Genomic DNA, 22,326 nt, shown 5'->3' on the forward strand with positions numbered 1-22,326 from the left:
CTATATAAATCAATTTTAATTTTTCGACATATAAGTTGCTGTTATGCAGACTGCAACACCACCTGTACTCGCTTTTTCCCTTTGTTTTAAAACATCGCATGTGGCAGGAAGAGGCCCTGACCGCTTCTATGCACGGTCAGATGCTCTCGTCCTCCTCTAAAAAGAAAGCGGTTTTTATGTCGGTTTTTTAATTTGGATATATATAGATAGACCATTCCATTTTAATCATTCAACATCTAAGTCGCTGCTATGCAGAACAAAACATGCCCGCTACTTGCTTTCTCCTTTTGTTTTAAACATTGCATGTGGCAGGAACTGGCCCTGATCGCTCCCATGTATGGCCAGATGCTCTCGTCCACCTAAAAAGGAGAAGGTTTTCAGTTATGTATGTTAAACAACAAAGGCCTATCCCTGTTTGGAATAAGCCCGATATTGCAGTTTCAATTACTTGATTGTAAATACTCTATAAAACAATTTGTTTTTCAGCTTTAGCGTCAAAATAATGCAATTTATTCTTAATAATTTTAGCTTTGAAAGTTATCAGCTACAGTTGTTTTATAAAATTGCGGCAATATCCTTCACGCTGTCTAAAATGTAATCTGCTTCTTCTAAATCTTCCTTCCCGCTCGCACCTGACAGGACGCCGACCACTTTAATGTTGCTATTTCTTGCGAATCTAACGTCTGTTAATGTATCACCTACCATTAATACATCTTCTTCAGCCAGTGAAAATTTCTCTTTAAATATATGATAAAAATCATTTTCTGGTTTTGTTTTATTGACGCCATCATCTGCACCTAAAAAATCCACATAATCATATAATCCGGTCATTTTAAGGGAATGAACAGCTGCATCAACGTCGTCCGCTGTCACAATCCCAATAACATATTCATGATCTTTTAAATATTGTAATGTTTCCTTTGCCCCTTCCACTTCTGTAAAGACAAGATCATCTGCTGTAGAGTGTTTTTTGAATAATGCACATACATCATGAATAAAGTTCTCTTTACTTACATTTTGATTTTCTAGTAACGAAAACCATGCAGCCGCAATAAAGTAATTTGTTCGGCAAGCTAGCAAACTCGTACTCTCAAAATCGTTTTCACTCATACCAATAATCTTCAAGTATTCATCTCGCTTATTTTTTTCGTTTGGGTACATTTGAAAGATATCATCTAAAACACGATGAACGATTTTGTACCAAACAGAATCTAACTGGATTAGTGTTCCATCTTTATCAAAAATGATTGCTTTATTCATTCTTACCTCCTAAACCTTCATATCATGTTTTCTTCTTACTTGTAACGTTGTGATGAATTGGGTTCATAAACCATCAAATATTGCAATAGTTCCTTATAATCACTCCAACTATCCACATCATAAAAAAGAGCCGGTTCTTCATACGATATCGTTATCCCCTTTACACATGACTTTTGAAAAATAGCACGAGCTCCTTGATCGCCTTCTAATGTTTGTAAGATAGGAAATGTTTTCTTTGCAAACAAAACAGGCGGTCTTACAATGCCGCGATGCTTTGCTGCGACATAATAGACCGTTTTATGTTGCTTATAACAATCTATTAATTCATTAATTATCGCTGTTTTAATAAAGGGTTGATCGGCAAGTAAAACAACAATCCCATCCGCTTTCATATCCATTGCTTTCTTCACACCGCAGCGCAGTGAATATGATTGTCCTTGAATAGAATCAACACAAGGAAGAATGTGTACGTTCTTTTGTCGTAATGATTGCAGGGCCCAGCTCGCATCATTTGTGACAATAATCATACCTGCGAGGTTGGAAGACAAAGCTGTTTGGAGGGCTGCATTACCAAGTGGTTCATGATGGAAAGGAAGAGAAAGTTTATGAATTCCTGGTCCCATTCGTCTACTATTTCCCGCTGCTAAGTATACACCAATGATTTTCATCTCACTTCCCCCCGCAATTCCCCGATAATTTCAGCCATGATGCTAATGGAAATTTCACTTGGACCTTGTGCACCAATTGAAATTCCAACAGGAAAATGAAGATGATGAGGGATTAGTTTCCCCTCTAATAAGCGCTCCGTACGATGACGAGGGCCTAAAATACCGATATAACGAACACTTTTTTCTAATAAGAGCGACAGTAATTGCCGATCTTTTTCAAAGTGATGCGTCATAATGACAAGAAAATCACTTGGATGTAAGAAAAGGTTTTTAATCATTTCTACAGGAAACCCAACTACACATTCATCAGCATTTGGAAATTGATCAGTATTACATAGGCCTTCCCGCCAGTCGCAAACTGTTACAAAGAAGCTCGTTTCCTTCGCAAAACGAACGAGTGGCTTGGCATCTTCTCCTGCTCCAAAAATAAACAGGCGGGGCTTCGGTATAAAATGTTGGCTATAATATGCATCTTGTAATCCATTTTTCAAGCCAGTTACCTTCGGAATGGCCCCTTCCCAATTCCCAAGTATATTGCCATTATTATACAGAAGTACAGTTTGCCCTAACGAAAGGTTTTTCACCACCCAAGCGGAGGAACCATTAGCAAGGTGAATATATAAGTCTTGTAAAATCGCTTTATAGGTATCATCTATATGTTCCACTAATACATGAATAACACCATTACATCCTACTCCCCAAGACAAATCATCTTCTGCTTTCGTGTTAAATGTATGAATCGCCCACGTTTTATGTTCCATAACATCTGCAGCATAGTAGAACAGTTCTTCTTCAATGCACCCTGCACTTAACATTCCCACTTTTGTACCATCTTCTTGAAACAGCATCATCGTTCCTTCTTTTCGATATGCCGATCCTTCAACATGAATAATTGTCGCTAACGCACAGCGTGTCTCACAACATAACAACGCTTCTAATACATCATATACGGAAGTCATTTTGAATCCCCTCGCTGCTTTTGTAATACAGACTTTACAGCTTCTTCAATCTCTTGATAACTCGTGCAACGGCAAATGTTAGAACTTAACCATTCTTCGATGACGCGATCATCTGCATCAGGCCTTTGTGACACAAGTCCTTGGCAATTCATAATAAATCCCGGTGTACAGTATCCGCATTGGAAAGCCCATTTTTCTTCAAAGGCTTGTTGAATCGGAGCTGATTGTAACCCCTCAATCGTTGTAATTTGCTTTCCAATCGCTTCAACAGCTAACATAATACAAGACTTAATTGGTGTCCCTTCAACAAGAACAGTACAAGCACCGCAATCACCATTTTCACAGCCTGGCTTTGCTCCGGTTAAATCCAATTCATGACGTAATATATGTAATAGTGTATCAGCCATTCTTCCAACTACCTCTCGCGTTTCTCCATTGACATCCAAAATGAGCTGCACGTTCCTCATTCTTCTTCCTCCTCTGCAAAATTTCGCAATAGATCTTGCAGTACAGATTGAAATACAAATGTCCGATAAGCACGCGAACCTCTTATATCATCTAATATAGGAGCAGGAATATGGGTTAAAGCGCGTTCAATTCTTTCCTCAAATGGAATACGCTTATTATTTAAATCTACTTCCATCCGAAATGAACGAAATGGAAAAGCACATAAACCGCTGCACGCCATTCGAATTTCGTCATCATATTTAATCCCCGCAACCGTTACGAGAGGATAATCAATTTTTTCTAGTTGGCGTTTCTTCACGCTATAATACGGTGCTGTCACATATCGCAGCTCTGTAATCATTTGTACAAGAAACTCACCCTTTTGTAATTGTAATTTTTCCACAAAAGCTTGATGAGCAGATACATAGCGAATCCCCTCTATTCCTGCAATGACAAATGTACTATCAGCTAGTAAAAAAGGCAGAACAGCCTCCTTATATCGAATCCTTCCCGCAACATTTCCACCAATCGTAATTTTATTTCTTGCTGTGCGATCTGCGGCTCGGCCAGCGGTTTCCCCAAGGAGCGGAAATACTTTTGCATCTTGAACATTTGTTATCGTTAATGTTGCACCAAGTAAAAGTTTGTCGTCCTTCCATTCACAAACATTACATTCCGGAATATCTTTTATATCAATAACAGCTTTCGTTCGAATGCGCTGTGAGCGTCCCATTGTAATAATTTCTGTGCCGCCTCCGTAGTAGAGCGGCTTCTTTCCCTCTTGATCTAGCTGATGAAATAACCGAATTGCCTCTTGAATAGAATCCGGACGATAATACTCAAAATCAAATGGTATCATTCCATCCCTTCCCCTTTTTGCGTCTCTTTCCAAATTAATTCCGGCGTAAGCGGTAAATTTCGCAATGAAATACCAGTTGCAATGGATAAGCCATTCGCTAGAGCTGCCGGCATGCCAATAATTCCATGCTCCCCAAGTCCTCTTGAACCAAATGCGGCTTCTTTATGTGGTACTTCTACAAAATCGACAATATATTTTGGTTGTTGCCCGTAATGGATGACTTTATAAGAACGAAACTGATGATTCAAATTTCTTCCTTTCGCATCATAATGAAATGTTTCTCGCGTTGCAAAACTGAGCCCCATACTCATGGCTCCCATAATTTGCGTCTCTGCTCCTTTTTTATTTAAAATGGTTCCTGCATCTGCAACTGTTACAGCATTCAACAATCGGTATGTATAATCTTTAGGGTTAAACTCCACTTCTACCGCTTGTGCTCCTACTCCCCATTCCGGTCCTTGTTTCCCTTTCCCTGTCTCATAATCAATGTCTGTAATTCCTTCCATTACGTAACTCCCTCTTCCTACCACTTCTGTTCCTTTTACATTCCCACTTGCATCTACATACCCAAGTGCAATTTTAGAAAAAGGTACATGCAGATTCGGATTCGTTTTGACATAGACTTCTTTTCCTGCAATCTCTAATTCTTCTGCCGGGTACCCAAGTAAATTTGAAGCCGTTTGGCAGAGCTGCCTCATTGCGTCTTCTGCCGCCATTACAACCGCATTTCCAACAAGGAGTGTTGTTCGGCTCGCAGCTGTTTTCCAATGCTTTGGAGAAACTTGTGTATTAACTTCCATCATGACATGCACATCATCAACATTCATGTTCATTTTCTCCGCAACCATTTGCGTTAGCACTGTTTTTGTTTCTTGCCCAATTTCAACAGCGCCGCAATTAATATTGACACTACCATCACCGTTAAAGGTTAACACAGCACCTGCTCCGGCATGTTTTGGTGTAGTCGAATTTTTCCAGAAACAGCTAACCCCTTTTGCACGTACCATGCCATTAGATAAAATCACTTTCTTTCCCTCTTCCCAATTAATAAGCGATTGTAACTTCTGTAAGCACGCCACTACATCTCCCGTATTACTCGGTGTGACAGGCACTTGTGTCGGCGTTGTATCTCCTGGTCTAATAGCATTTTTCAGACGAAACATAAGCGGACACATCCCTAACTTCTTCGCAAGCATATCAATCATTCGTTCCATTACAAACGTATACTCCGAATGTCCAAACCCTCTAAACGACGTTGCATATGTATGGTTTGTATACATACCAAGCGAATCACACCATACGTTTTCGATCGCATATGGACCTGTGCAGTCCAGTCCAGCTGCCTTACTCATCGTTACCGCTCGATCGGCATAAGCACCACCGTCAAATAAATATAAAATTTCGGCTGCTTGCAGCTTTCCATCTTTTGTACACCCTAGCTTTACTTTTGCTTGTAAACCGATATGAACAGGAGATGTTATAAAATCTTCCTCTCTACTATTTCGAAGAGTAACCCGTCTTCCCCCGGCCGATTTTGAAGCAATATATGCTAAAAATTCAAGCTGCACCGCTGTTTTCCCACCATATGCGCCCCCGACTAACGGCACATGTACAATAACTTTCCCTTCATCAATTTGAAACGCTTCGCTTAACTGCCTCTTTATTTCAAAAGGAGCCTGTGAGGTAGAATGAACAATTACATCTCCGTTCGGCTTCATTTCTACCCTCGCGCACCGTGTTTCCATTGCCGCATGATCAGATTGCCGAAAAGAAAATGTTTCACAGGCAATAAAATCACTGTTCGCAAATCCTTTTTCAATATCACCTTTACGAATTTTCGTCCGATTTGCGATATTTGTATGCGGCTTTGGGTATACTTTCTCTTCTAATTTATATTGTTCCACATGCTCGTGGACTAATATGTTCGTTTCATTATAGGCTTGTAAAGGGGAACGAATAACCGGGAGTTCTTCATACAAAACACGGATTCGTGCTGTTGCCTCTTTTGCAATCGCTTCAGTATCCGCTACAACAAGCGCAACCGGTTCACCAAAATACCGTACTTTTTCAAAGGCTAACGGAGGACGATCAACGATGCTTGAACCGACGAGAATGGGATAATCTGCTCCCGTTACCACAGCGTGTACGCCTTGTACTTTTTGCGCTTCACGAATATTTATACTCTTAATATAAGCATGCGCATATGGACTCGTAAGCAGTTTCGCATATAGCGTACCAATCTCTATTTCATCATTGATATACTTCGCTCTCCCCGTTACTTTATCAGCGCTTTCTTTCCGCTTCACACTTTTTCCTATGACTCGATACCGTTCCATTCCCGGCCTCCTTTGCTCTGCTCTTCTACCATCCTATTTACACCACTAACAATTTAGTACAGATCTCTCCATACAAAAAAATAGGCTACTAGCATTTAGCTAGCAGCCTACTTTTACGGAAATAACTTTGCAAATAAGTCTTCGGTTGTTTCCGTAATTTTCTCAAACATATCCGTTTCATTTTCCTCTTGCTCTTTGAGCATTTTAATCGTGGCTCTCGCATCTTCTGGATAGTCTGTAATAATTCCATCCACATTCAATTTATAATACTTCTTTAAGTTTTCCATATCATTTACAGTCCAGACGTAAATTGGTCTATTTAATTTACGAGCGGATTGTACTAAGCGCTTATTCAACATGTATTCTTCTGCTACATAAAAATCTGCTGGAACATTTTTTAAATTTGCTGCATTTGCATATAGGACATATCCTACTTTTATATCTGGATTTGCACGTTTAAATTCTTTAATAAGCGGGTAATGTAATGTTTGAATCACACATTGCTTTTCAAAATCATTTTTTTCAATGGTTTTTAAAACTTTCTTTACAAAATCCTTTTCATTTTCATTTCCATGGAGCTTCACTTCTATATTAAGCTTAATCTTTCCTTTTGCGAGTTTAATAATCTCATCAAGCGTACTAATTTTCCCTGAAAATCCATCTTGGCTGAGAGTAAGCTTTCGAAGTTCATCCATCGTTAATTCTGACACTTGTACATTTGCATTCGCAAGACGCTTTAGTTTCAAATCGTGTATAACGGCCAACTCGCCATCTTTCGTTTGCAATACATCAATCTCGGCATAATCCGCTTTCGCATCAATAGCTCCTTGGACCGACTCTTTTGTGTTCTCCACTCCTTTAGATACGTAACCACGATGTGCCATAATAATCGGTTCTTTATAAGAATTCGTAATAAACGTTACAATAAAAGCCAAAACCATTCCAATTACAACAACCCCGCCAAGATATACACCAATAAATTTCAATCGATGTTTCTGAAAGAAGCATTTCTCCACTTTTGTTTTCGAATAGTCAAGACCCTCTTCTACTAAAACAGCTTCAACGGGAACCTTCTGTAAATATAGTCTTGTCAGCGCCATAATATAAAACGGCGTAACAATAAAGCTAAATATATACAATGCACTCGTTACAAAGACAGATATAGTCGATTGTGCTAATAAAGCAAATGTTCCTTCTGGATTTGTAAATTCATAGACCCCAAGCAGTAACAATAAATAAACACCTGTAAAAAGTAGAAAGGCGACGCCTATAGAAATAAAGAATCCCACTAAAAAGAACAGGACTTTCAAAAAGTTTTCTTTTACTAACCTTGCACTTTGACGAGCAGCTACGCGAAACGGCTTTTCTTCTAAAACAATGATGGGTAAAACAAAAATCCACCGAAGATTGAAATAGGCAACTACGCCGAAAAAGGTATAATATCCAACTTGTCCCATTGTTGTTTTCAGTAATTCGCCTGAAATAAAATTAGGAATCTGAATTTCAGGAAGAAGTGCAGATTTATAACCGATGCTTAAAAGAGGGAGTAAAACCACTACATACAAAATAAATCCTGGTAAGCAATATGTGAAAAAAGAAGGTAAATACGTTACCGTTTTATATAAGATTGGACGCAGTCTCACCTTTTGGCGTTTATGGGCAAAATACGAAATAATAATAAGTACTGCAAATTCAATAAAAATAAGAAAAAGTGCTAGCATAGATAAAATGAAAATAGCTGCAATTCCGTACGGTGTTTTAAAAAACGCAAGTAATTCATCATTTGTCGCATTTGCATATCCACCCCAGTATAATAGCTTATTAAAAATAATACCGAATAGCGGGATAAAAACAATTGCGGCTAGGAGCTTATACATGAGTTGAAACGATAATACATTTCCAAAGGCAAATCTTACTGTCTGAAAGGAATGTCTCATTACCCCTGGTATAGATAGTTTTTTACGGTGTAGCATAAATCCCTCCATGTTCTAAAACTATATATAAGTTAAAAACAACATAAAGCCCCTGTTTTTGAGGGCGGCAAGAGCATCTGGCCGCGCATAGAAACGGCCAGGGCCTTTTCTACCACATGCAAGATTTAAGTGCAGGTCATATTGTATTCTGCATAGCAGTAACTTATATGTCGGAAAATGAAAATAGTTATATATTAAAATTTCATCTCTTTCATCATAATATATTCTACTAAACATGTAAAAGAGCGATAGATTCTAAATCCACCGCTCTTTTTCTTATTAGTTCTTCTTCTCTAGTTCTTGACCAAATGCTTTCAAAAAGTTAAACCCGAATGTAATCGCTCGGTTTATGTCTGGATCTCGTAATACTTTAAAGAAATCCATCACACCTGTTCTCTTGCCTTTTGCCAATTCATCTGTTGCATATTGTAAACCTGTAACTAAACTAGATGTGACTTGCTTCGTCACTTCTGGTTCTACTGAAGATAGCGCTTCTCCTGCACCCATCATATTATTTAATGCATTTTTTACTGGTTCACGGTTTAGTTGTTCAATCGCAATTTTCGAAACATCTTCTTTCGCTGCAAGTAAGCTCACTGCAGCATCTAACAAACCAGCTTTTTGAAGCTGTGCTAACAAATGAATCGTTTCTTCAATTGCCTGTTGGTTCTCTCCTAATTGTTGTAATAATTCTTCAGAAACTTGTTGCTTCTGTTGCTCCTCTGTTACAACCGTTTTTTGAATCATCGTAATTTCTTTTGCCACAATGCTCGCCCCCTAGTTTTCATCCACAAGTGATACATATTGTTTTCGTTGCCATTTCTTCTGCACTTCGACACCATTTTGTGGATGACGCTTTTTATTTCGCGGATTGGAAGCAGGAAGTGGACGATTTCCTTTTTCACGCAGCACACGCATTTTAACACGCGTTTGTTTATATGCTGGTGTACATGTAAAAAGATCGGTTGCCGTTCCTGTTAAAATATTAATTGCTTCTTCATTTACTGTTGCATGCATCGGTAAATATAGTTCGTTTCCAGTTACCCGATCTGTAATAAGCGCTGGAACTTTAATTTTTCCAAATGGTGATGCAAGTTCTACAAGACTTCCATCCTTCACATTTCGCTCCATCGCTAGCTCAGGGGAAATCTCAACAAATACCTCTGACATTTTCGATAAAATACCTGCCGATTTCTTTGTCATATTCCCTTCATGGAAATGTTCGAGCATGCGGCCGTTATTTAATAATAAATCATATTCTTCCGGTGCCTCGACTGGCGGTACCCATTCATCAAGTGATAGACGTGCTAGTTTATCAGGAAAATTAAATCCATCTACATATAATAACGGCGTATCACTGCCGTCATGGCTACCCCAGCATAAACTATTCCATCCTTCTAAACGATCATATGTTGCCTGCGAATATAAAGGAGCAAGTGATGCGATTTCATCCATAATTTCACTTGGATGTTCATAGTTCCAATTTGCGCCTAATGCACGAGCTACCTTCTGCAGAATCCACCAGTCTGGTTTCGAATCACCAAGCGGCGGCATAACTTCGTATAAACGTTGAATACGACGTTCTGTATTCGTAAATGTTCCTTCTTTTTCTAAACTTGGTGCTGCTGGTAAAATGACATCTGCAAAACGAGCTGTTTTCGTTAAAAACATATCTTGTACAACAAGGAAATCAAGATTTTCTAGAATGTGCTGTACATGATTCGCGTTAGAATCGACTAATGCCATTTCTTCTCCCATCACATACATACCGCGTAATTTCCCTGCTTCTGCCGCAATCAACATTGCAATGTTATTTAATCCTGGCTCTTTCGGAATCGAAACGCCGTATGCTCTTTCAAATTTCGCGCGCAGTGCATCATCGGATATCGCTTGGTAACCAGGCAGCCAGTTTGGTAATGTTGCCATATCACAAGCACCTTGTACGTTATTATGTCCGCGCAGCGGGTATGCTCCTGCACCAGAACGGCGATAGTTACCTGTTACAAGAAGCAAATTAGAGATTGCAGCTGATGTCGTACTTCCACCTGTATTTTGCGTCACTCCCATACCCCAAAGTACACATGTGCCATCTGCATCACGAATCATTTTTGCCATTTCTATTAATGTATCTTTCGAAATGCCCGTTACACGTTCTGTATAATCAAGCGTATACTTCTCTAACATTGTTTTATATTCATCAAAATTCTTTACGTTTTCAGCTAGAAATGCTTGATCATGCCAATCTTGATCAATAATATATTTTGTTACACCTGCTAGCCAAACGTAATCTGTACCTTGACTTGGGTGAACAAATAAATCTGCACGCTCTGCCATTTCATGCTTACGCAAATCAGCCACAATTAATTTTTGCTCATGCAGTTTATGGGCACGTTTCACACGCGTTGCAAGAACTGGATGACCTTCTGTTGGATTTGCACCAACAATAATGATAAGTCCTGCCTCTGCAATATCTTTAATTGTTCCTGCATCACCGCCCATACCTACTGTTTTAAATAAACCATCTGTTGCTGGTGATTGGCAGTAGCGCGAACAGTTGTCCACATTATTTGTTCCATATACTTGGCGCGCTAACTTTTGCATTACATAATTTTCTTCATTCGTTACTTTAGAAGAAGAAATAAAGCCAAACGCATCACTGCCATATTGCTCTTTAATATGACTCATATTTGCTGCAACAACTTCTAGCGCCTCTTCCCAAGTTGCTTCAACAAACATGTCTCCTTTACGGATAAGCGGCTTTGTAATACGCTCTTCACTATTTACAAAATCCCAGCCGAATTTCCCTTTTACACACGTTGAAATTCCGTTCACCGGTGCATTTGATGACGGTTGTACTTTTAAAATGTGACGATCTTTCGTCCATACTTCAAATGAACAGCCGACACCACAAAACGTACAAACGGTTTTCGTTTTATTAATTTTCGTTTTACGCATCGCTGCCTCTACTTCCGAAACAGCTAAAATACTGCTATAACCCGGTTCTACATCTTTTACAAAATCAATCATTGGATTTAGCACATCTTGTTTTATCCCTGTCATAAAACCAGCTTCTCCAAGCATCGATTTTTCCATTAAGGCATTACATGGACAAACCGTTACACATTGTCCGCAACTTACACAAGAAGAATCATTAATCGCTACGCCGTCATCCCAAATGACACGCGGGCGCTCTAAACTCCAATCCACCGATAAGGTTTCATTTACTTGTAAGTTTTGGCATACTTCTACACATTGCCCACATGCAATACATTGATTTGGATCGTAACGATAAAACGGATGGGACATATCGACTTCCGAAGCGCTCACTTTCGGTTCGTACGGATATTTCTGTTCTTCAATTCCCATCATATGCACTGTATTATGGACTTTACAATTTCCATTATTATTATCGCAAACAGTACAATATAATAAATGATTCTCAAGTAAGCGATCCATCGCTTCTGTTTGGGCTTCAACCGCTCGCTTCGACTTTCTCTCAATATACATGCCTTCTTCAAGATTTGTTGAGCATGCGCGCATCAGCTTTCCATTCACTTCAACAATACATGTATCACATGTCTGAATTGGATCCACTTCTGGTACGTGACAAATTTGCGGGTGTTCAAGTTCTCTTTCGTTTAATAACTGCAATATCGTTTTCTTACTAGATGAAATACACTCTGTACCATCGACAGTTACACGAATTTTCTGTTCTGACATCTTTACCCTCTCCTTACAACCAACCGTACAACACCTTATGAATACGTTTTCAAAACGCTGTTGCTATACGCTCTTTTGCAAAATAGAAAAAAGTTCTTAGAAGTAGATTCTTGATGTATAAAATAAGCTTACAATTGATGTATATGACTACGATTCTATTATATCGTAGAACACAAATAATAACCAAGGAATGTATGGAAGTACAAAATGAAAAAATAGCATAAAAAACCCCTGTTTTAGATGGGCAAGAGCATCTGGCCGTGCATAGTAGCGGTCAGGGCCTTTTTCTGTCACGTGCGAGGTTTAAAACAAAAGGAGAAAGCGAGTGTAGGCTCCTTTTTTCTCCATAGCCGCAATCTATATGTCGAAAAATTAAAGTGGATATATATAAAATGCATGCTTTTCTTTTTTTAGTGTCTTATGATAAATATGGGAGAATAATTAATAAAGGGGAAAATCATATGGAGTCTGTTCAAAGTACATATACAATGGTTCGTTACCAAGGTGGAACGTTTCATCAAAAAGATGATGAGGTTGTAACAGAATATCCACTTACAATTAAACTAAATGGTGAAGAATATGTAACAATTGTCTGTACACCTGATTATATTGAAGATATGGTCGTTGGCTTCTTAATATCAGAAGGTATTATTCCTTCCTATAAACATATTGAACAATTATGGATCCAAAAAGAAAAAGGATTTGCGCACGTCACAACAATGCAAACAAATCCACTCTATCAAACTTGCTATAATAAACGATATGTGACATCGTGCTGCGGTAAAAGCAGACAAGGATTTGTCTTTGTAAATGATGCCGCAAAAGCAAAAACAATGCACGATATTCATATTACCTTGAGGCCTGAAGATTGCTTTCGCCTCATGAATGAATTGCAACAATCCTCTACTACTTTCCAAGAAACAGGCGGTGTACATAACACCGCATTATGTGATGAAAAACAAATTCTCGTTTCACGAATGGATATTGGTCGTCACAATGCTTTAGACAAAATTTACGGCTATTGCTTACGGAACAATATTTCGATAATAGGAAAAGTAATTGCCTTTAGCGGACGCATTTCATCTGAAATCTTACTTAAAGTTGCAAAAATCGGCTGTGAAATTGTCCTATCCAAATCCGCTCCGACAAAATTAGCACTAGAACTTGCTCATGATTTAGGAATTACTGTTGTTGGCTTTATTCGCGGTGATTCTTGTAATATTTACACGCACCCAGAACGAATCGAAGGGTATAAATAAACACAACAATGAGTTTCATTGTTCGGTATGATTTAACTCAGCGAATCGACTACCTGTATGTCGATTGTCGTCGAAGGATCTTTATATCATGTCGAATCGCCGATATATTGTGAAAAGCGCCGATATATTCTAAAGAGTGGTCGATATATCATAAAAAGCGCCGATATATTGCAAAGAACGGTCGATAACAGAAAAAAGGACTGACTTCAAAAGGCACTTATGTGCCCTTTGGGTCAGCTTCTATATAAATTCATTTTCGGCATATAGGTCGTTGCTATGCACGGCCAAATTCTCTGGTCTCCTCCCTAAAAAGAAAGAAGGTTTTTATGTCGTTTTTTTCCTTGTAAACGTATAGTTATAAAAATGTAACATATATATCCATTGAATAGTTAATAAAGTTAATATATAATTTCATTACATAAAACCATTAGGGGGTTAACTGGTATGAACATTCGTGTATTAACAAAAGAAGATGCAAATATATATTTACCGCTTTGCATGGAAGGATTAACGCAAAATCCAGAAGCATTTAGTTCCTCTTATGAAGATATTATGAAGCAAGAAGATCCCGTTGCTGCAATTGCAAAACGGTTGGATAACCCTGAGAAGTTTACGATAGGCGCCTTTAAGGAAGATGAATTAATCGGTATTGCCACTCTTGAAATAAAAGCATTTGTCAAACAGGAGCATAAAGCGAAAATTGGCTCTGTATACGTTTCTCCAAAAGCACGCGGTCTTGGTGCTGGAAAAGCATTAATTGAAACAATCATTGAAAATGCCCCTAGATTAGATATAGAACAAATTATGCTTGATGTTGTTGTCGGAAATAAACCGGCAAAGAGACTATATGAATCACTTGGCTTCCAAACATTTGGCATACAAGAACGTGCTTTAAAATATAACGGACAATATTGGGATGAAGAACATATGGTTTTATTTCTCAATGCTTAACGCCTGGTTGTTTACATTACAAAAGCCTCGCACAATAGGTGCGAGGCTTTTCATCTATAACAAACTAATTTATTTTATAACAACCAAAAAAACTTTCTAGCACAAACAACGATAATCATCATTGATACCGCAATGCAGATTATGACGACATTTCGTTCTTGTTTCTGCTTTTCAAGGTCTTTCTTGTTCACTCTCCAAATCCCCTTTATCTACACTCAAAAAAAAAGCCGTGAGATAGAAATTTTTCTTATCCGATGCGAGGTGAATACGAAAAATGTTCTCTATCCCACGTACACAATAGAATGGAATTTGCCATTTTGAAATCAAAATGACATGACGTTATGTCGCAACATAGGGTATTTTTGTGCTGCTACATTGTTTATTATAAAAGAAAAATGTGCAAAAGTAGTGCATTTTTTATGGCAATTGTCCTTTTCTTTACGATATAAACAGTGTTTTTTGTAAAGTTCATGTAGAATAATATAAAGGAAACTTCTAACCCTTAATGCAGGAGTAAAGTGAAACTTCCATAGGTGGGGGTTTTCTTCATCTCTCACCTATTTTCTTCGCTTCTCTTTCAATCTTGAGGTAGGAGTTGCCCGCGAATAGCGGAATAAATAATGAGAACTTGAGGTGTACATCGTTATGGCCAAACTATTATTAGTAGATGACGAAGAACGCATGCTTCGCTTATTAGATTTATTTTTAAGTCCGCGTGGACATTTTTGTATGAAAGCAACGTCAGGTCAAGAGGCACTTGAATTCGTTCAGCAAAAAGATTTTGATCTTATCTTATTAGACGTAATGATGCCAAACATGGATGGCTGGGAAGCATGCTCTCAAATTCGGCAAATCAGTGACGTTCCCATTATTATGCTAACAGCGCGTAATCAAAATTATGACATGGTGAAAGGACTCACATTAGGTGCTGATGACTATATTACAAAACCATTTGATGAACAAGTATTAATTGCTCGTATCGAAGCTGTCCTCCGCCGTACGAAAAAAGAGGGATTTGTAAACTTTAACGGCATCGAATGGGATAAAACTAGACATACAGTAACTGTAAATGATGAAAAACTCCCTCTCACACCAATTGAGTTTTCCTTACTTGGACTCTTTTTACAAAATATAAACCGTGCTTATAGCCGTGATGAGCTTATTGAAATTATTTGGGGATTTCAAACAGATATTGAATATCGTACTGTTGATTCTCACATTCGTAACATACGCGAAAAGCTTCGAAAAGCAGGATTTCCTATCGAAGATCATCTAGAAACTGTTTATAAAATAGGTTACAAATGGAAAAGCGGACCCTCATAAAGATAAAGTGAAACTTCCATCAGTGGGGGTCTTACTGCCTGTTAGTACAGAAAAAGGTTGTGAATCATAATGAATAAACTTTCTATAAAGCTTGGGACGTACTTTTTATTATTAGCTCTTTGCATTGAATCCGTACTATTTGTATCCTTTCATACAACATTGGCACAAATGCGTGTAGATGAAGAAACTACGGCCTTATTAGAAAAAGGAACTTGGTATCGTAACATTATCGAAAAACGCTATAGAGAAGGAATTTTTGAACGCGTAGCAACGATGGAATCTAATTCGCCTTCTCATACAAAACTTGTCATAACAGATGCAACAGGTCATATTATCGACTCTTCTGATCCTGTTACAGAAGATATGCGCAAACAGCTTGAACAAAAGATTACATACATTCCTAGAGACGGAATGATCACAGAAGACCGCTGGAAAGAATCAAAATATATTTCAACAGCTAGCCCTATTGTAAAACGTGGGGTAGTAATTGGCTATGTCCATATGTTTTTAGAAACTGCATCTATAAAAGCAATGATTTTTCGATTAACGCAACAATTTGTTACTGTCGGTGCATTGACAGTAGCTCTCACAACAATTTTAGTATTTTTATTTTCAAGGGTTATTACAAATCCACTTATAAAGATGAAACAAGCAACGGAAAAAATGATGAAACAAAATGAGCCCATTACGTTAGATATTAAAAGTAATGATGAGTTAGGAAGCTTAGCAAAAACAATCGAACAGCTTTCCAGTGAGTTAACATATATGAAAAAAGAACGAAACGAGTTTCTAGCCAGCGTCGCACATGAATTGCTCACTCCGCTCACATATGTAAAAGGATACACAAAAGTTGCCAAAAGAGAGTCTTTATCTAAAGAAGAACGGGAAGAATATTTACAAATCATTGAAGAAGAAACAGAAAATATTACGGAACTCGTCCAAGACTTATTTGAACTGGCGCAGCTTGAGCAGCACCAATTTGCAATAAAAAAACAGCCAATCTCACTGTTACCCTTTGCCGAGCGTATGATTGAAAAAATAAAACCATCTCTTAAAAAAAAGCAAATGGATATCTCTTTATACTGCCCAGAAGATTTACATGCTTGCATAGATGACCGCCGCATGGAGCAAGTCATGCTTAATTTATTACATAATGCACATCAGCATTCTCACGAAAATACTCGTATTACAGTACGAGTATTAAAAAAAGAGCATACTTTTCTTATACAAGTGCAAGATGAAGGGGAAGGAATTCCAAGTGAAGACTTACCACATATTTTTGACCGTTTCTATCGGGTTGATAAATCGCGGACACGAGCAACTGGAGGAAAAGGTATTGGTTTAGCTGTTGCAAAAGAAATTGTAGAATTACATGGTGGTTCTATAAATGTAACAAGCGCAGTCGGAGTCGGAACTACATTTTCGATAGAATTACCTATTAAGTAGCCATTTTTTAATTATATAAATAACATATAAACCCTTTTCTCTTTAGGTGGGCGAGAGCATCTGGCCATGCGTAGTAGCGGTCAGGGCCTTTTTCTGCCACATGCGCGGTTTCAAACAAAAGGAGTAAGCAAGTGGAGGACATGGTGTGTTCTGCATAGCAGTGACTTATATGTAGAAATATTAAAACATTTTATATATCAGGCCTATTTTTTGAAAGTATTAAGATTTTAATATAGAATATAACATTACCACCAAAGAATTGGAGGATGATACAATTGGAAATTCGTGTATTAACAAAAAAAGACGCAGAAATTTATTTAGCACTTCGTGTCGAGGGATTAAAGCAAAATCCAGAAGCGTTCAGTTCTTCTTATGAAGATATTATTAATAAGGAAGATCCTGTTGAATATAAAGCGCAAATATTAGACCAAAACGAAAATTACACGCTTGGTGCTTTTAAAGACGACGATTTAATTGGCGTGGCAACCTTAGAAACAAAATCATTTTTAAAGCAAGAACATAAAGCGAAAATTGGTTCTGTTTATGTCTCTCCAAAGGCGCGTGGAATGGGCGCTGGGAAAGCGTTGATGCAAGCAGCTATTGAAAAAGCAAAAGAATTAGAAGTAGAACAACTTATGCTTGATGTTGTCGTTGGCAATGAAGGTGCAAAAAAGCTTTACGAATCGTTAGGCTTTAAAACATTTGGCGTACAAGAACGTTCGTTAAAATATAATGACCAATATTGGGACGAAGAGCATATGATGCTGTTTTTACATGAAGAAAACAAATAAGACAAAGGGACTCGTTTTTAAAGTCCCTTTTCTTATACCTTCAACTAAACCACACTTTTCCAAGCAATTGAACTGCTTCCTCAATTTCTTCCTCTGATAAAATCGCGAAGCCAAGCAAGATTATTTTATTATCGCCTTTCATCTCATCATAGTACATAGAAACTGGATATACTTTTATACTATATGCTGCCGCTTTCTCAATAAGCTCTTGCTCTGTCATCCCATTATTTACTCGTAATAATATGTGCAGCCCTGAATCTTGGCCAATTATTTCTATGCATTTCGGGAAATATGTTGAAATTGCCGAAACCAATGTATCCCTCTTCTTACGATACACAACTCTCATCTTATGAATATGCTTTTCCCAATGTCCACCTTCGAGAAATCGTTTTACAATCTCTTGATCAATGCGCGATACAGTCTGTGCATAAAAGGAATATTCTTTTTGATATACTTCAATAAGTGTTTTTGGAAGCACCATATAACTGATACGTAACGATGGAAGTAATGCTTTTGAAAAAGTACTCATATAAATAACCTTTCCATTTGTATCTAACCCTTGGAGAGCTGGAATTGGTTTCCCTGAATAGCGAAATTCACTATCATAATCATCTTCTATAATATAGCGCCCTTCATCTTTCTCAGCCCAATGCAAGAGCTGCATTCTTCTCGAAATCGGCATAATCATTCCGCATGGAAATTGATGAGATGGCGTCACAAACACCACATTTGCATCGCTTTCTTCTAAACTCGAAATCATAATCCCATCTTCATCAAGCGGCAGCATTTCTACATGTTCTGTCCCCTTTTCACACGTAACCATTTTCCGGTGGTATCCTGGATTCTCTACTGCAAATGTACTCTCTTTTAACAATTGAAATAGCATTCTTATTAAATATTGCGTTCCTGCCCCAATGATAATTTGACTTGGTGAACATTGTACACCGCGCGATTCATACATGTATTGTGCAATTTCTTTTCTTAATCCAACTTCACCTTGTGGATGTCCAAGCAGTAGTACGTGCTCGTTCTCAACTTGCAGTACTTCATTGGCCAATTTGCGATATAAAACAAATGGAAATGAGCGAGCATCAACACCTGTATGTGTAAAATCAAATACATAATCACGATCATGACGAACTATTTCTTCTACATGATGCTTATGTTCTTCCGTATGCAATATACTTTGTTCCACTTCACATACAAAATACCCTTTACGCGGGACAGCCTCTATATATCCTTCCGCAATAAGCTGACTGTAAGCAGCTTCAATTGTATTTTTACTAATTTGTAAATATTGAGCCAGTTTACGCTTAGATGGTAATTTCGTATGTGGCTTTACATTTCCAGATTTCATTTCCTCTTTCATGTAGTTATATAGTTGTACATATAATGGTTCTTTACTATGAACATCAAGTTTTGGCGTTAATTCTAACATGCAAACTGACCCCTTTATTTTGTAGAAAACTGATACTTTCGATAGTATCAGAAGTTATATATAATACTTTCATGCTTATCATTTCCCTTAGAAAAAATCAAGAACTTTCATACAAAGGAGGGTACATCATGAAATCATCGCGACGCTTCGGTTTAATGATGATTATTAGCGGAGCAACATTATGGGGGCTATCTGGTCCTATGATCCAATGGCTATTTCATCATATTGAACTATCATCTAGTGACTTTTTAGTCATTCGTCTTCTATTAGCAGGCATATTTATTTTATGTTCCTTACTATTTACAAAACAAAATATACTTGGAATTTGGAAGTATCCACGGCATTGGATTCAGCTACTAATTTTTTCAGTTGCTGGCATGCTTGGCGCTCAGTATGCATTCATTGAAACCGTTCATATAAGCAATGCTGTAACCGCGACATTATTTCAATTTCTCGGTCCCGTTCTTATTACGATTTACGTTACACTTCAGCACAAAAGACTTCCTTCCACTATGCAATTCATAGCAATCATAGCTGCATTAGCGGGGACGTATTTCCTGATTACGAACGGATCTATTGAAAATATTATTCTTTCTAAACAAGCAATATTATTTGGTATTTTAACAGCAATCGGCTTTGCCTTTTACACGCTCCATCCTGCTTCACTTATTAAACAGTGGGGGACATCGGTAATCGTTGGCTGGGGAATGTTAATCGGGGGATGTTCCTTGTTTCTATATAATCAAGAATTCCATTTTCAACATATAGCAAATACATTAACGATGAGTACATTTTCTATGCTTATTCTCATCATTATAAGTGGTACACTTTCTTTTCTTCTCTATATTGGTAGTCTAAAATATTTATCTGCAACAGAAACGAGCATTTTATCAAGTATTGAACCACTCGTAGCAGCTATTGTTTCGATTATTTGGTTGAATGAGTCGTTTGGAGCATATCAATTATTAGGCGGTGCTTTCATTATTGTCGCAGTCATTTTTTTGACCATGCCAGAAAAAGAAGTAAAGCAAAAATTAGCAACCGAACACATGTAAAGTGTGGCTAATTTTAAGAAGGATTATTGGATATTTATGTTAAACTAAAAGAAAGCATATTATAGTTTGGTGAAGTTTGAGACATTGGAGGAAACATTTTGAAAAACTATAAGTTTGAAAATAATATTCCCACATTGAAGGAATACAAATATTTGTGTGAGTCTGTGGGATGGACTAATTATATGAATTTTGATGTGGCAGAGACTTCCCTAAGAAATTCTATTCACTGCATCACAGTCAAGGATAATGAACAAATTGTGGGTATGGGCAGAATTGTTGGCGATGGGGCTATTTATTTCTATATCCAAGATATAGTGGTTCATCCAGATTATCAGAAAAATGGTATTGGAAATGAAATAATGAATCTTTTGATTGAATATTTAAATCAAAATGCTCCAGACAAGGCATTTGTTGGTTTGTTTGCATCTGGAGGTAAAGAACCGTTCTATGAGAAATATAATTTTAAAGACTTCTCGCCCAATATGACAGGGATGTTTACTGTAATTTCAAAAAAATAGACATAATATGTTAAATAATTTTCGGAGAAAAAATCAATCAATGTTAATATTTTTCTCCAAACAACTTTGTTAAGCTATCGGGTGCTTTCTTTCAAAAAAGTCAGGCAAATAAAAAGCTTGGAGCCATAACAGTCTCCAAGCTTTTTTGTGCTAATTTACTTTCCAATTGCATTATCTAATAAAATAACAATTAATTGATGAATACACTCCTTATCTCCTCTTTTCTCCTACATCAGTTCATTTATATAGAGAAACCATTCTTATTTCACTGCATATACTTTTTGACTTGGCAATTCTAAACAGTTCAGTTGACCGCCGTATACAGCACCTCCATCAATACTAATGATACGATTTTCGCCAAAATAACTTAACTTTTAAAAGGAAGATTATACTTTGCCAACCATTCCTTCATAACATTCAATAATTCCTCTTGAATCCCTTTATTCACAAGTCCTTTATATTCTTTCATTAGCCCTAACATGGTATGGTTTTTCTCGACTTCTCGTAAAATATGGTTCATGTTTGGGATGATATGCCATTCTGCCTCGCCTGCTACATATTCCGCAATTTCTCGTGCCTGTTCGGGCGGCACTTGTACATCTCGATCTCCAGTAATCGCTAAAACAGGGCATGTTACTCTCTCTAAATACTCTACAACATTGTATTGAAATTGTTCACGTATCCACTTTGCATTTACCTTTACTCCTTTGATTCGCAAAGCAGGCTTTGATGATTGTTGTATTTTTTCCATCTGTGCTTCATTTTGTTTCTGAATACGTTGTGGAAGTTTTAAAAAGCGGTATAGCCATCCTCGAAATCCAGATGTTTCTTCTAATTCTTTCACTACCATTTTCATTTGTTTTGGCAGTAATGTTTTCGAAGGCTCAGCTGCACCGCTAAGTAAAATTAAATTAGCAACGGATTCTCTTACATAAATCGCTGGTGCAAGTAATGCTCCTTCACTATGACCTACAATTACAATTCGCTTCGGATCAATTTGCGGATGTTCCTTTAAAAAACGTACACAAGCAACGCCATCATCAATTAAGTCTGTCACGCCTGTTTCATAATAGTCGCCTTCACTTTTGTTCACACCACGCTTATCATAACGCAAAGTCGCAAATCCTAACGAAGTGAAATAATCCGCTAAATCTTTATATAAACGTAGTGGTAAACCGCGAACATTTCCATCTCGGTCTCCTTTTCCTGTTCCAGCAATAAGTATAATAGCTGGGTATGTTGCTGCATCATGTGCTGGAATTGTTAGCGTTCCTTGAATTGAAACTGCACTTTCAATTGTCACGAACAATTCTTTCCCCATAT

Annotated in this window: 18 protein-coding genes and 1 pseudogene; 7 read left to right on the plus strand and 12 right to left on the minus strand. The window is 37.6% G+C overall.

The annotated features are described in order from the left end of the window. Positions 1-555: 555 nt before the first annotated feature. From Q9306_RS18380 to fdhF, 9 genes are all read right to left on the minus strand, one after another. Positions 556-1,260 (minus strand): HAD family hydrolase, encoded by a 705-nt coding sequence (locus tag Q9306_RS18380; protein ID WP_306201063.1) that lies wholly within the window; start codon positions 1,258-1,260, stop codon positions 556-558. Positions 1,261-1,295: 35 nt separating this feature from the next. Continuing rightward, positions 1,296-1,928 (minus strand): nucleotidyltransferase family protein, encoded by a 633-nt coding sequence (locus Q9306_RS18385; RefSeq protein ID WP_306201065.1) that lies wholly within the window; start codon positions 1,926-1,928, stop codon positions 1,296-1,298. Further along, positions 1,925-2,887: an XdhC family protein gene (locus tag Q9306_RS18390; protein ID WP_306201067.1), complete on the minus strand. Its 963-nt coding sequence runs from the start codon at positions 2,885-2,887 to the stop codon at positions 1,925-1,927. Before Q9306_RS18390 ends, Q9306_RS18385 begins: the two co-directional genes overlap by 4 nt. Then, complete coding sequence (locus tag Q9306_RS18395; RefSeq protein ID WP_306201069.1) at positions 2,884-3,354, minus strand: (2Fe-2S)-binding protein; 471 nt, start codon at positions 3,352-3,354, stop codon at positions 2,884-2,886. The genes Q9306_RS18390 and Q9306_RS18395 overlap by 4 nt, the downstream gene beginning before the upstream one ends. Next, positions 3,351-4,193 carry an FAD binding domain-containing protein gene (locus tag Q9306_RS18400; protein WP_306201072.1) on the minus strand — a complete coding sequence of 281 codons (843 nt, stop codon included), beginning with the start codon at positions 4,191-4,193 and terminating at the stop codon, positions 3,351-3,353. The genes Q9306_RS18395 and Q9306_RS18400 overlap by 4 nt, the downstream gene beginning before the upstream one ends. Continuing rightward, positions 4,190-6,529: a xanthine dehydrogenase family protein molybdopterin-binding subunit gene (locus tag Q9306_RS18405; RefSeq protein WP_306201074.1), complete on the minus strand. Its 2,340-nt coding sequence runs from the start codon at positions 6,527-6,529 to the stop codon at positions 4,190-4,192. Before Q9306_RS18405 ends, Q9306_RS18400 begins: the two co-directional genes overlap by 4 nt. A 113-nt stretch (positions 6,530-6,642) precedes the next feature. Then, a complete protein-coding gene (locus Q9306_RS18410; protein ID WP_306201076.1) occupies positions 6,643-8,502 on the minus strand; it encodes a glycerophosphodiester phosphodiesterase in 1,860 nt (619 codons plus the stop codon). Between the two features lie 279 nt (positions 8,503-8,781). Further along, complete coding sequence (locus Q9306_RS18415) at positions 8,782-9,267, minus strand: helical membrane plugin domain-containing protein (RefSeq protein ID WP_306201078.1); 486 nt, start codon at positions 9,265-9,267, stop codon at positions 8,782-8,784. A 12-nt stretch (positions 9,268-9,279) separates the two neighbouring features. Further along, positions 9,280-12,222 (minus strand): formate dehydrogenase subunit alpha, encoded by a 2,943-nt coding sequence (gene fdhF / locus Q9306_RS18420; protein ID WP_306201081.1) that lies wholly within the window; start codon positions 12,220-12,222, stop codon positions 9,280-9,282. 461 nt (positions 12,223-12,683) lie between these two features. Here fdhF and fdhD point away from each other — a divergent pair, with 461 nt between their 5' ends. The 5 genes from fdhD (at position 12,684) to Q9306_RS18445 (ending at position 17,992) form a co-directional block, all read left to right on the plus strand. After that, positions 12,684-13,481, plus strand: coding sequence for a formate dehydrogenase accessory sulfurtransferase FdhD (fdhD, locus tag Q9306_RS18425; protein ID WP_306201083.1), 798 nt, complete (start codon positions 12,684-12,686; stop codon positions 13,479-13,481). Positions 13,482-13,925: 444 nt separating this feature from the next. Next, positions 13,926-14,432 carry a GNAT family N-acetyltransferase gene (locus Q9306_RS18430; RefSeq protein ID WP_306201085.1) on the plus strand — a complete coding sequence of 169 codons (507 nt, stop codon included), beginning with the start codon at positions 13,926-13,928 and terminating at the stop codon, positions 14,430-14,432. Positions 14,433-15,077: 645 nt separating this feature from the next. Beyond that, positions 15,078-15,755: a response regulator transcription factor gene (locus Q9306_RS18435; protein WP_306201087.1), complete on the plus strand. Its 678-nt coding sequence runs from the start codon at positions 15,078-15,080 to the stop codon at positions 15,753-15,755. Between the two features lie 69 nt (positions 15,756-15,824). Continuing rightward, positions 15,825-17,201 (plus strand): HAMP domain-containing sensor histidine kinase, encoded by a 1,377-nt coding sequence (locus Q9306_RS18440; protein WP_306201089.1) that lies wholly within the window; start codon positions 15,825-15,827, stop codon positions 17,199-17,201. A 275-nt stretch (positions 17,202-17,476) separates the two neighbouring features. Further along, complete coding sequence (locus tag Q9306_RS18445) at positions 17,477-17,992, plus strand: GNAT family N-acetyltransferase (RefSeq protein WP_306201091.1); 516 nt, start codon at positions 17,477-17,479, stop codon at positions 17,990-17,992. Positions 17,993-18,032: 40 nt separating this feature from the next. Here Q9306_RS18445 and pdxR read toward each other — a convergent pair whose 3' ends face one another. Beyond that, positions 18,033-19,430 (minus strand): MocR-like pyridoxine biosynthesis transcription factor PdxR, encoded by a 1,398-nt coding sequence (pdxR, locus tag Q9306_RS18450; protein WP_306201093.1) that lies wholly within the window; start codon positions 19,428-19,430, stop codon positions 18,033-18,035. A gap of 128 nt (positions 19,431-19,558) precedes the next feature. Between pdxR and Q9306_RS18455 the strand changes: the two genes are divergently transcribed. Next, positions 19,559-20,485 (plus strand): DMT family transporter, encoded by a 927-nt coding sequence (locus tag Q9306_RS18455; protein ID WP_306201095.1) that lies wholly within the window; start codon positions 19,559-19,561, stop codon positions 20,483-20,485. 98 nt (positions 20,486-20,583) lie between these two features. Further along, on the plus strand, positions 20,584-21,003 hold the full coding sequence (locus tag Q9306_RS18460; protein ID WP_306201097.1) for a GNAT family N-acetyltransferase: 420 nt from the start codon (positions 20,584-20,586) through the stop codon (positions 21,001-21,003). A 260-nt stretch (positions 21,004-21,263) separates the two neighbouring features. Here the strand turns inward: Q9306_RS18460 and Q9306_RS18465 are convergent. Further along, positions 21,264-21,368, minus strand: a pseudogene (locus Q9306_RS18465) (serine/threonine protein phosphatase); the annotation flags it as partial. A 2-nt stretch (positions 21,369-21,370) separates the two neighbouring features. After that, the gene (locus tag Q9306_RS18470) at positions 21,371-22,324 is read right to left on the minus strand and encodes an alpha/beta hydrolase family protein (RefSeq protein ID WP_306201099.1); all 954 of its coding nucleotides are present in this window, start codon (positions 22,322-22,324) and stop codon (positions 21,371-21,373) included. Positions 22,325-22,326 lie beyond the last annotated feature (2 nt).

This window comes from Bacillus multifaciens (genome assembly GCF_030756675.1).
GTDB classification, from domain to species: domain Bacteria; phylum Bacillota; class Bacilli; order Bacillales; family Bacillaceae_G; genus Bacillus_A; species Bacillus_A multifaciens.

Excerpts from the sequence above, each read along its gene's own strand:
- Q9306_RS18380 (WP_306201063.1), bottom strand. The coding sequence starts at position 1,260 with ATGAATAAAGCAATCATTTTTGATAAAGATGGAACACTAATCCAGTTA.
- Q9306_RS18385 (WP_306201065.1), bottom strand. The coding sequence starts at position 1,928 with ATGAAAATCATTGGTGTATACTTAGCAGCGGGAAATAGTAGACGAATG.
- Q9306_RS18390 (WP_306201067.1), bottom strand. The coding sequence starts at position 2,887 with ATGACTTCCGTATATGATGTATTAGAAGCGTTGTTATGTTGTGAGACA.
- Q9306_RS18395 (WP_306201069.1), bottom strand. The coding sequence starts at position 3,354 with ATGAGGAACGTGCAGCTCATTTTGGATGTCAATGGAGAAACGCGAGAG.
- Q9306_RS18400 (WP_306201072.1), bottom strand. The coding sequence starts at position 4,193 with ATGATACCATTTGATTTTGAGTATTATCGTCCGGATTCTATTCAAGAG.
- Q9306_RS18405 (WP_306201074.1), bottom strand. The coding sequence starts at position 6,529 with ATGGAACGGTATCGAGTCATAGGAAAAAGTGTGAAGCGGAAAGAAAGC.
- Q9306_RS18410 (WP_306201076.1), bottom strand. The coding sequence starts at position 8,502 with ATGCTACACCGTAAAAAACTATCTATACCAGGGGTAATGAGACATTCC.
- fdhF (WP_306201081.1), bottom strand. The coding sequence starts at position 12,222 with ATGTCAGAACAGAAAATTCGTGTAACTGTCGATGGTACAGAGTGTATT.
- fdhD (WP_306201083.1), top strand. The coding sequence starts at position 12,684 with ATGGAGTCTGTTCAAAGTACATATACAATGGTTCGTTACCAAGGTGGA.
- Q9306_RS18430 (WP_306201085.1), top strand. The coding sequence starts at position 13,926 with ATGAACATTCGTGTATTAACAAAAGAAGATGCAAATATATATTTACCG.
- Q9306_RS18435 (WP_306201087.1), top strand. The coding sequence starts at position 15,078 with ATGGCCAAACTATTATTAGTAGATGACGAAGAACGCATGCTTCGCTTA.
- Q9306_RS18440 (WP_306201089.1), top strand. The coding sequence starts at position 15,825 with ATGAATAAACTTTCTATAAAGCTTGGGACGTACTTTTTATTATTAGCT.
- pdxR (WP_306201093.1), bottom strand. The coding sequence starts at position 19,430 with ATGTTAGAATTAACGCCAAAACTTGATGTTCATAGTAAAGAACCATTA.
- Q9306_RS18455 (WP_306201095.1), top strand. The coding sequence starts at position 19,559 with ATGAAATCATCGCGACGCTTCGGTTTAATGATGATTATTAGCGGAGCA.
- Q9306_RS18470 (WP_306201099.1), bottom strand. The coding sequence starts at position 22,324 with ATGGGGAAAGAATTGTTCGTGACAATTGAAAGTGCAGTTTCAATTCAA.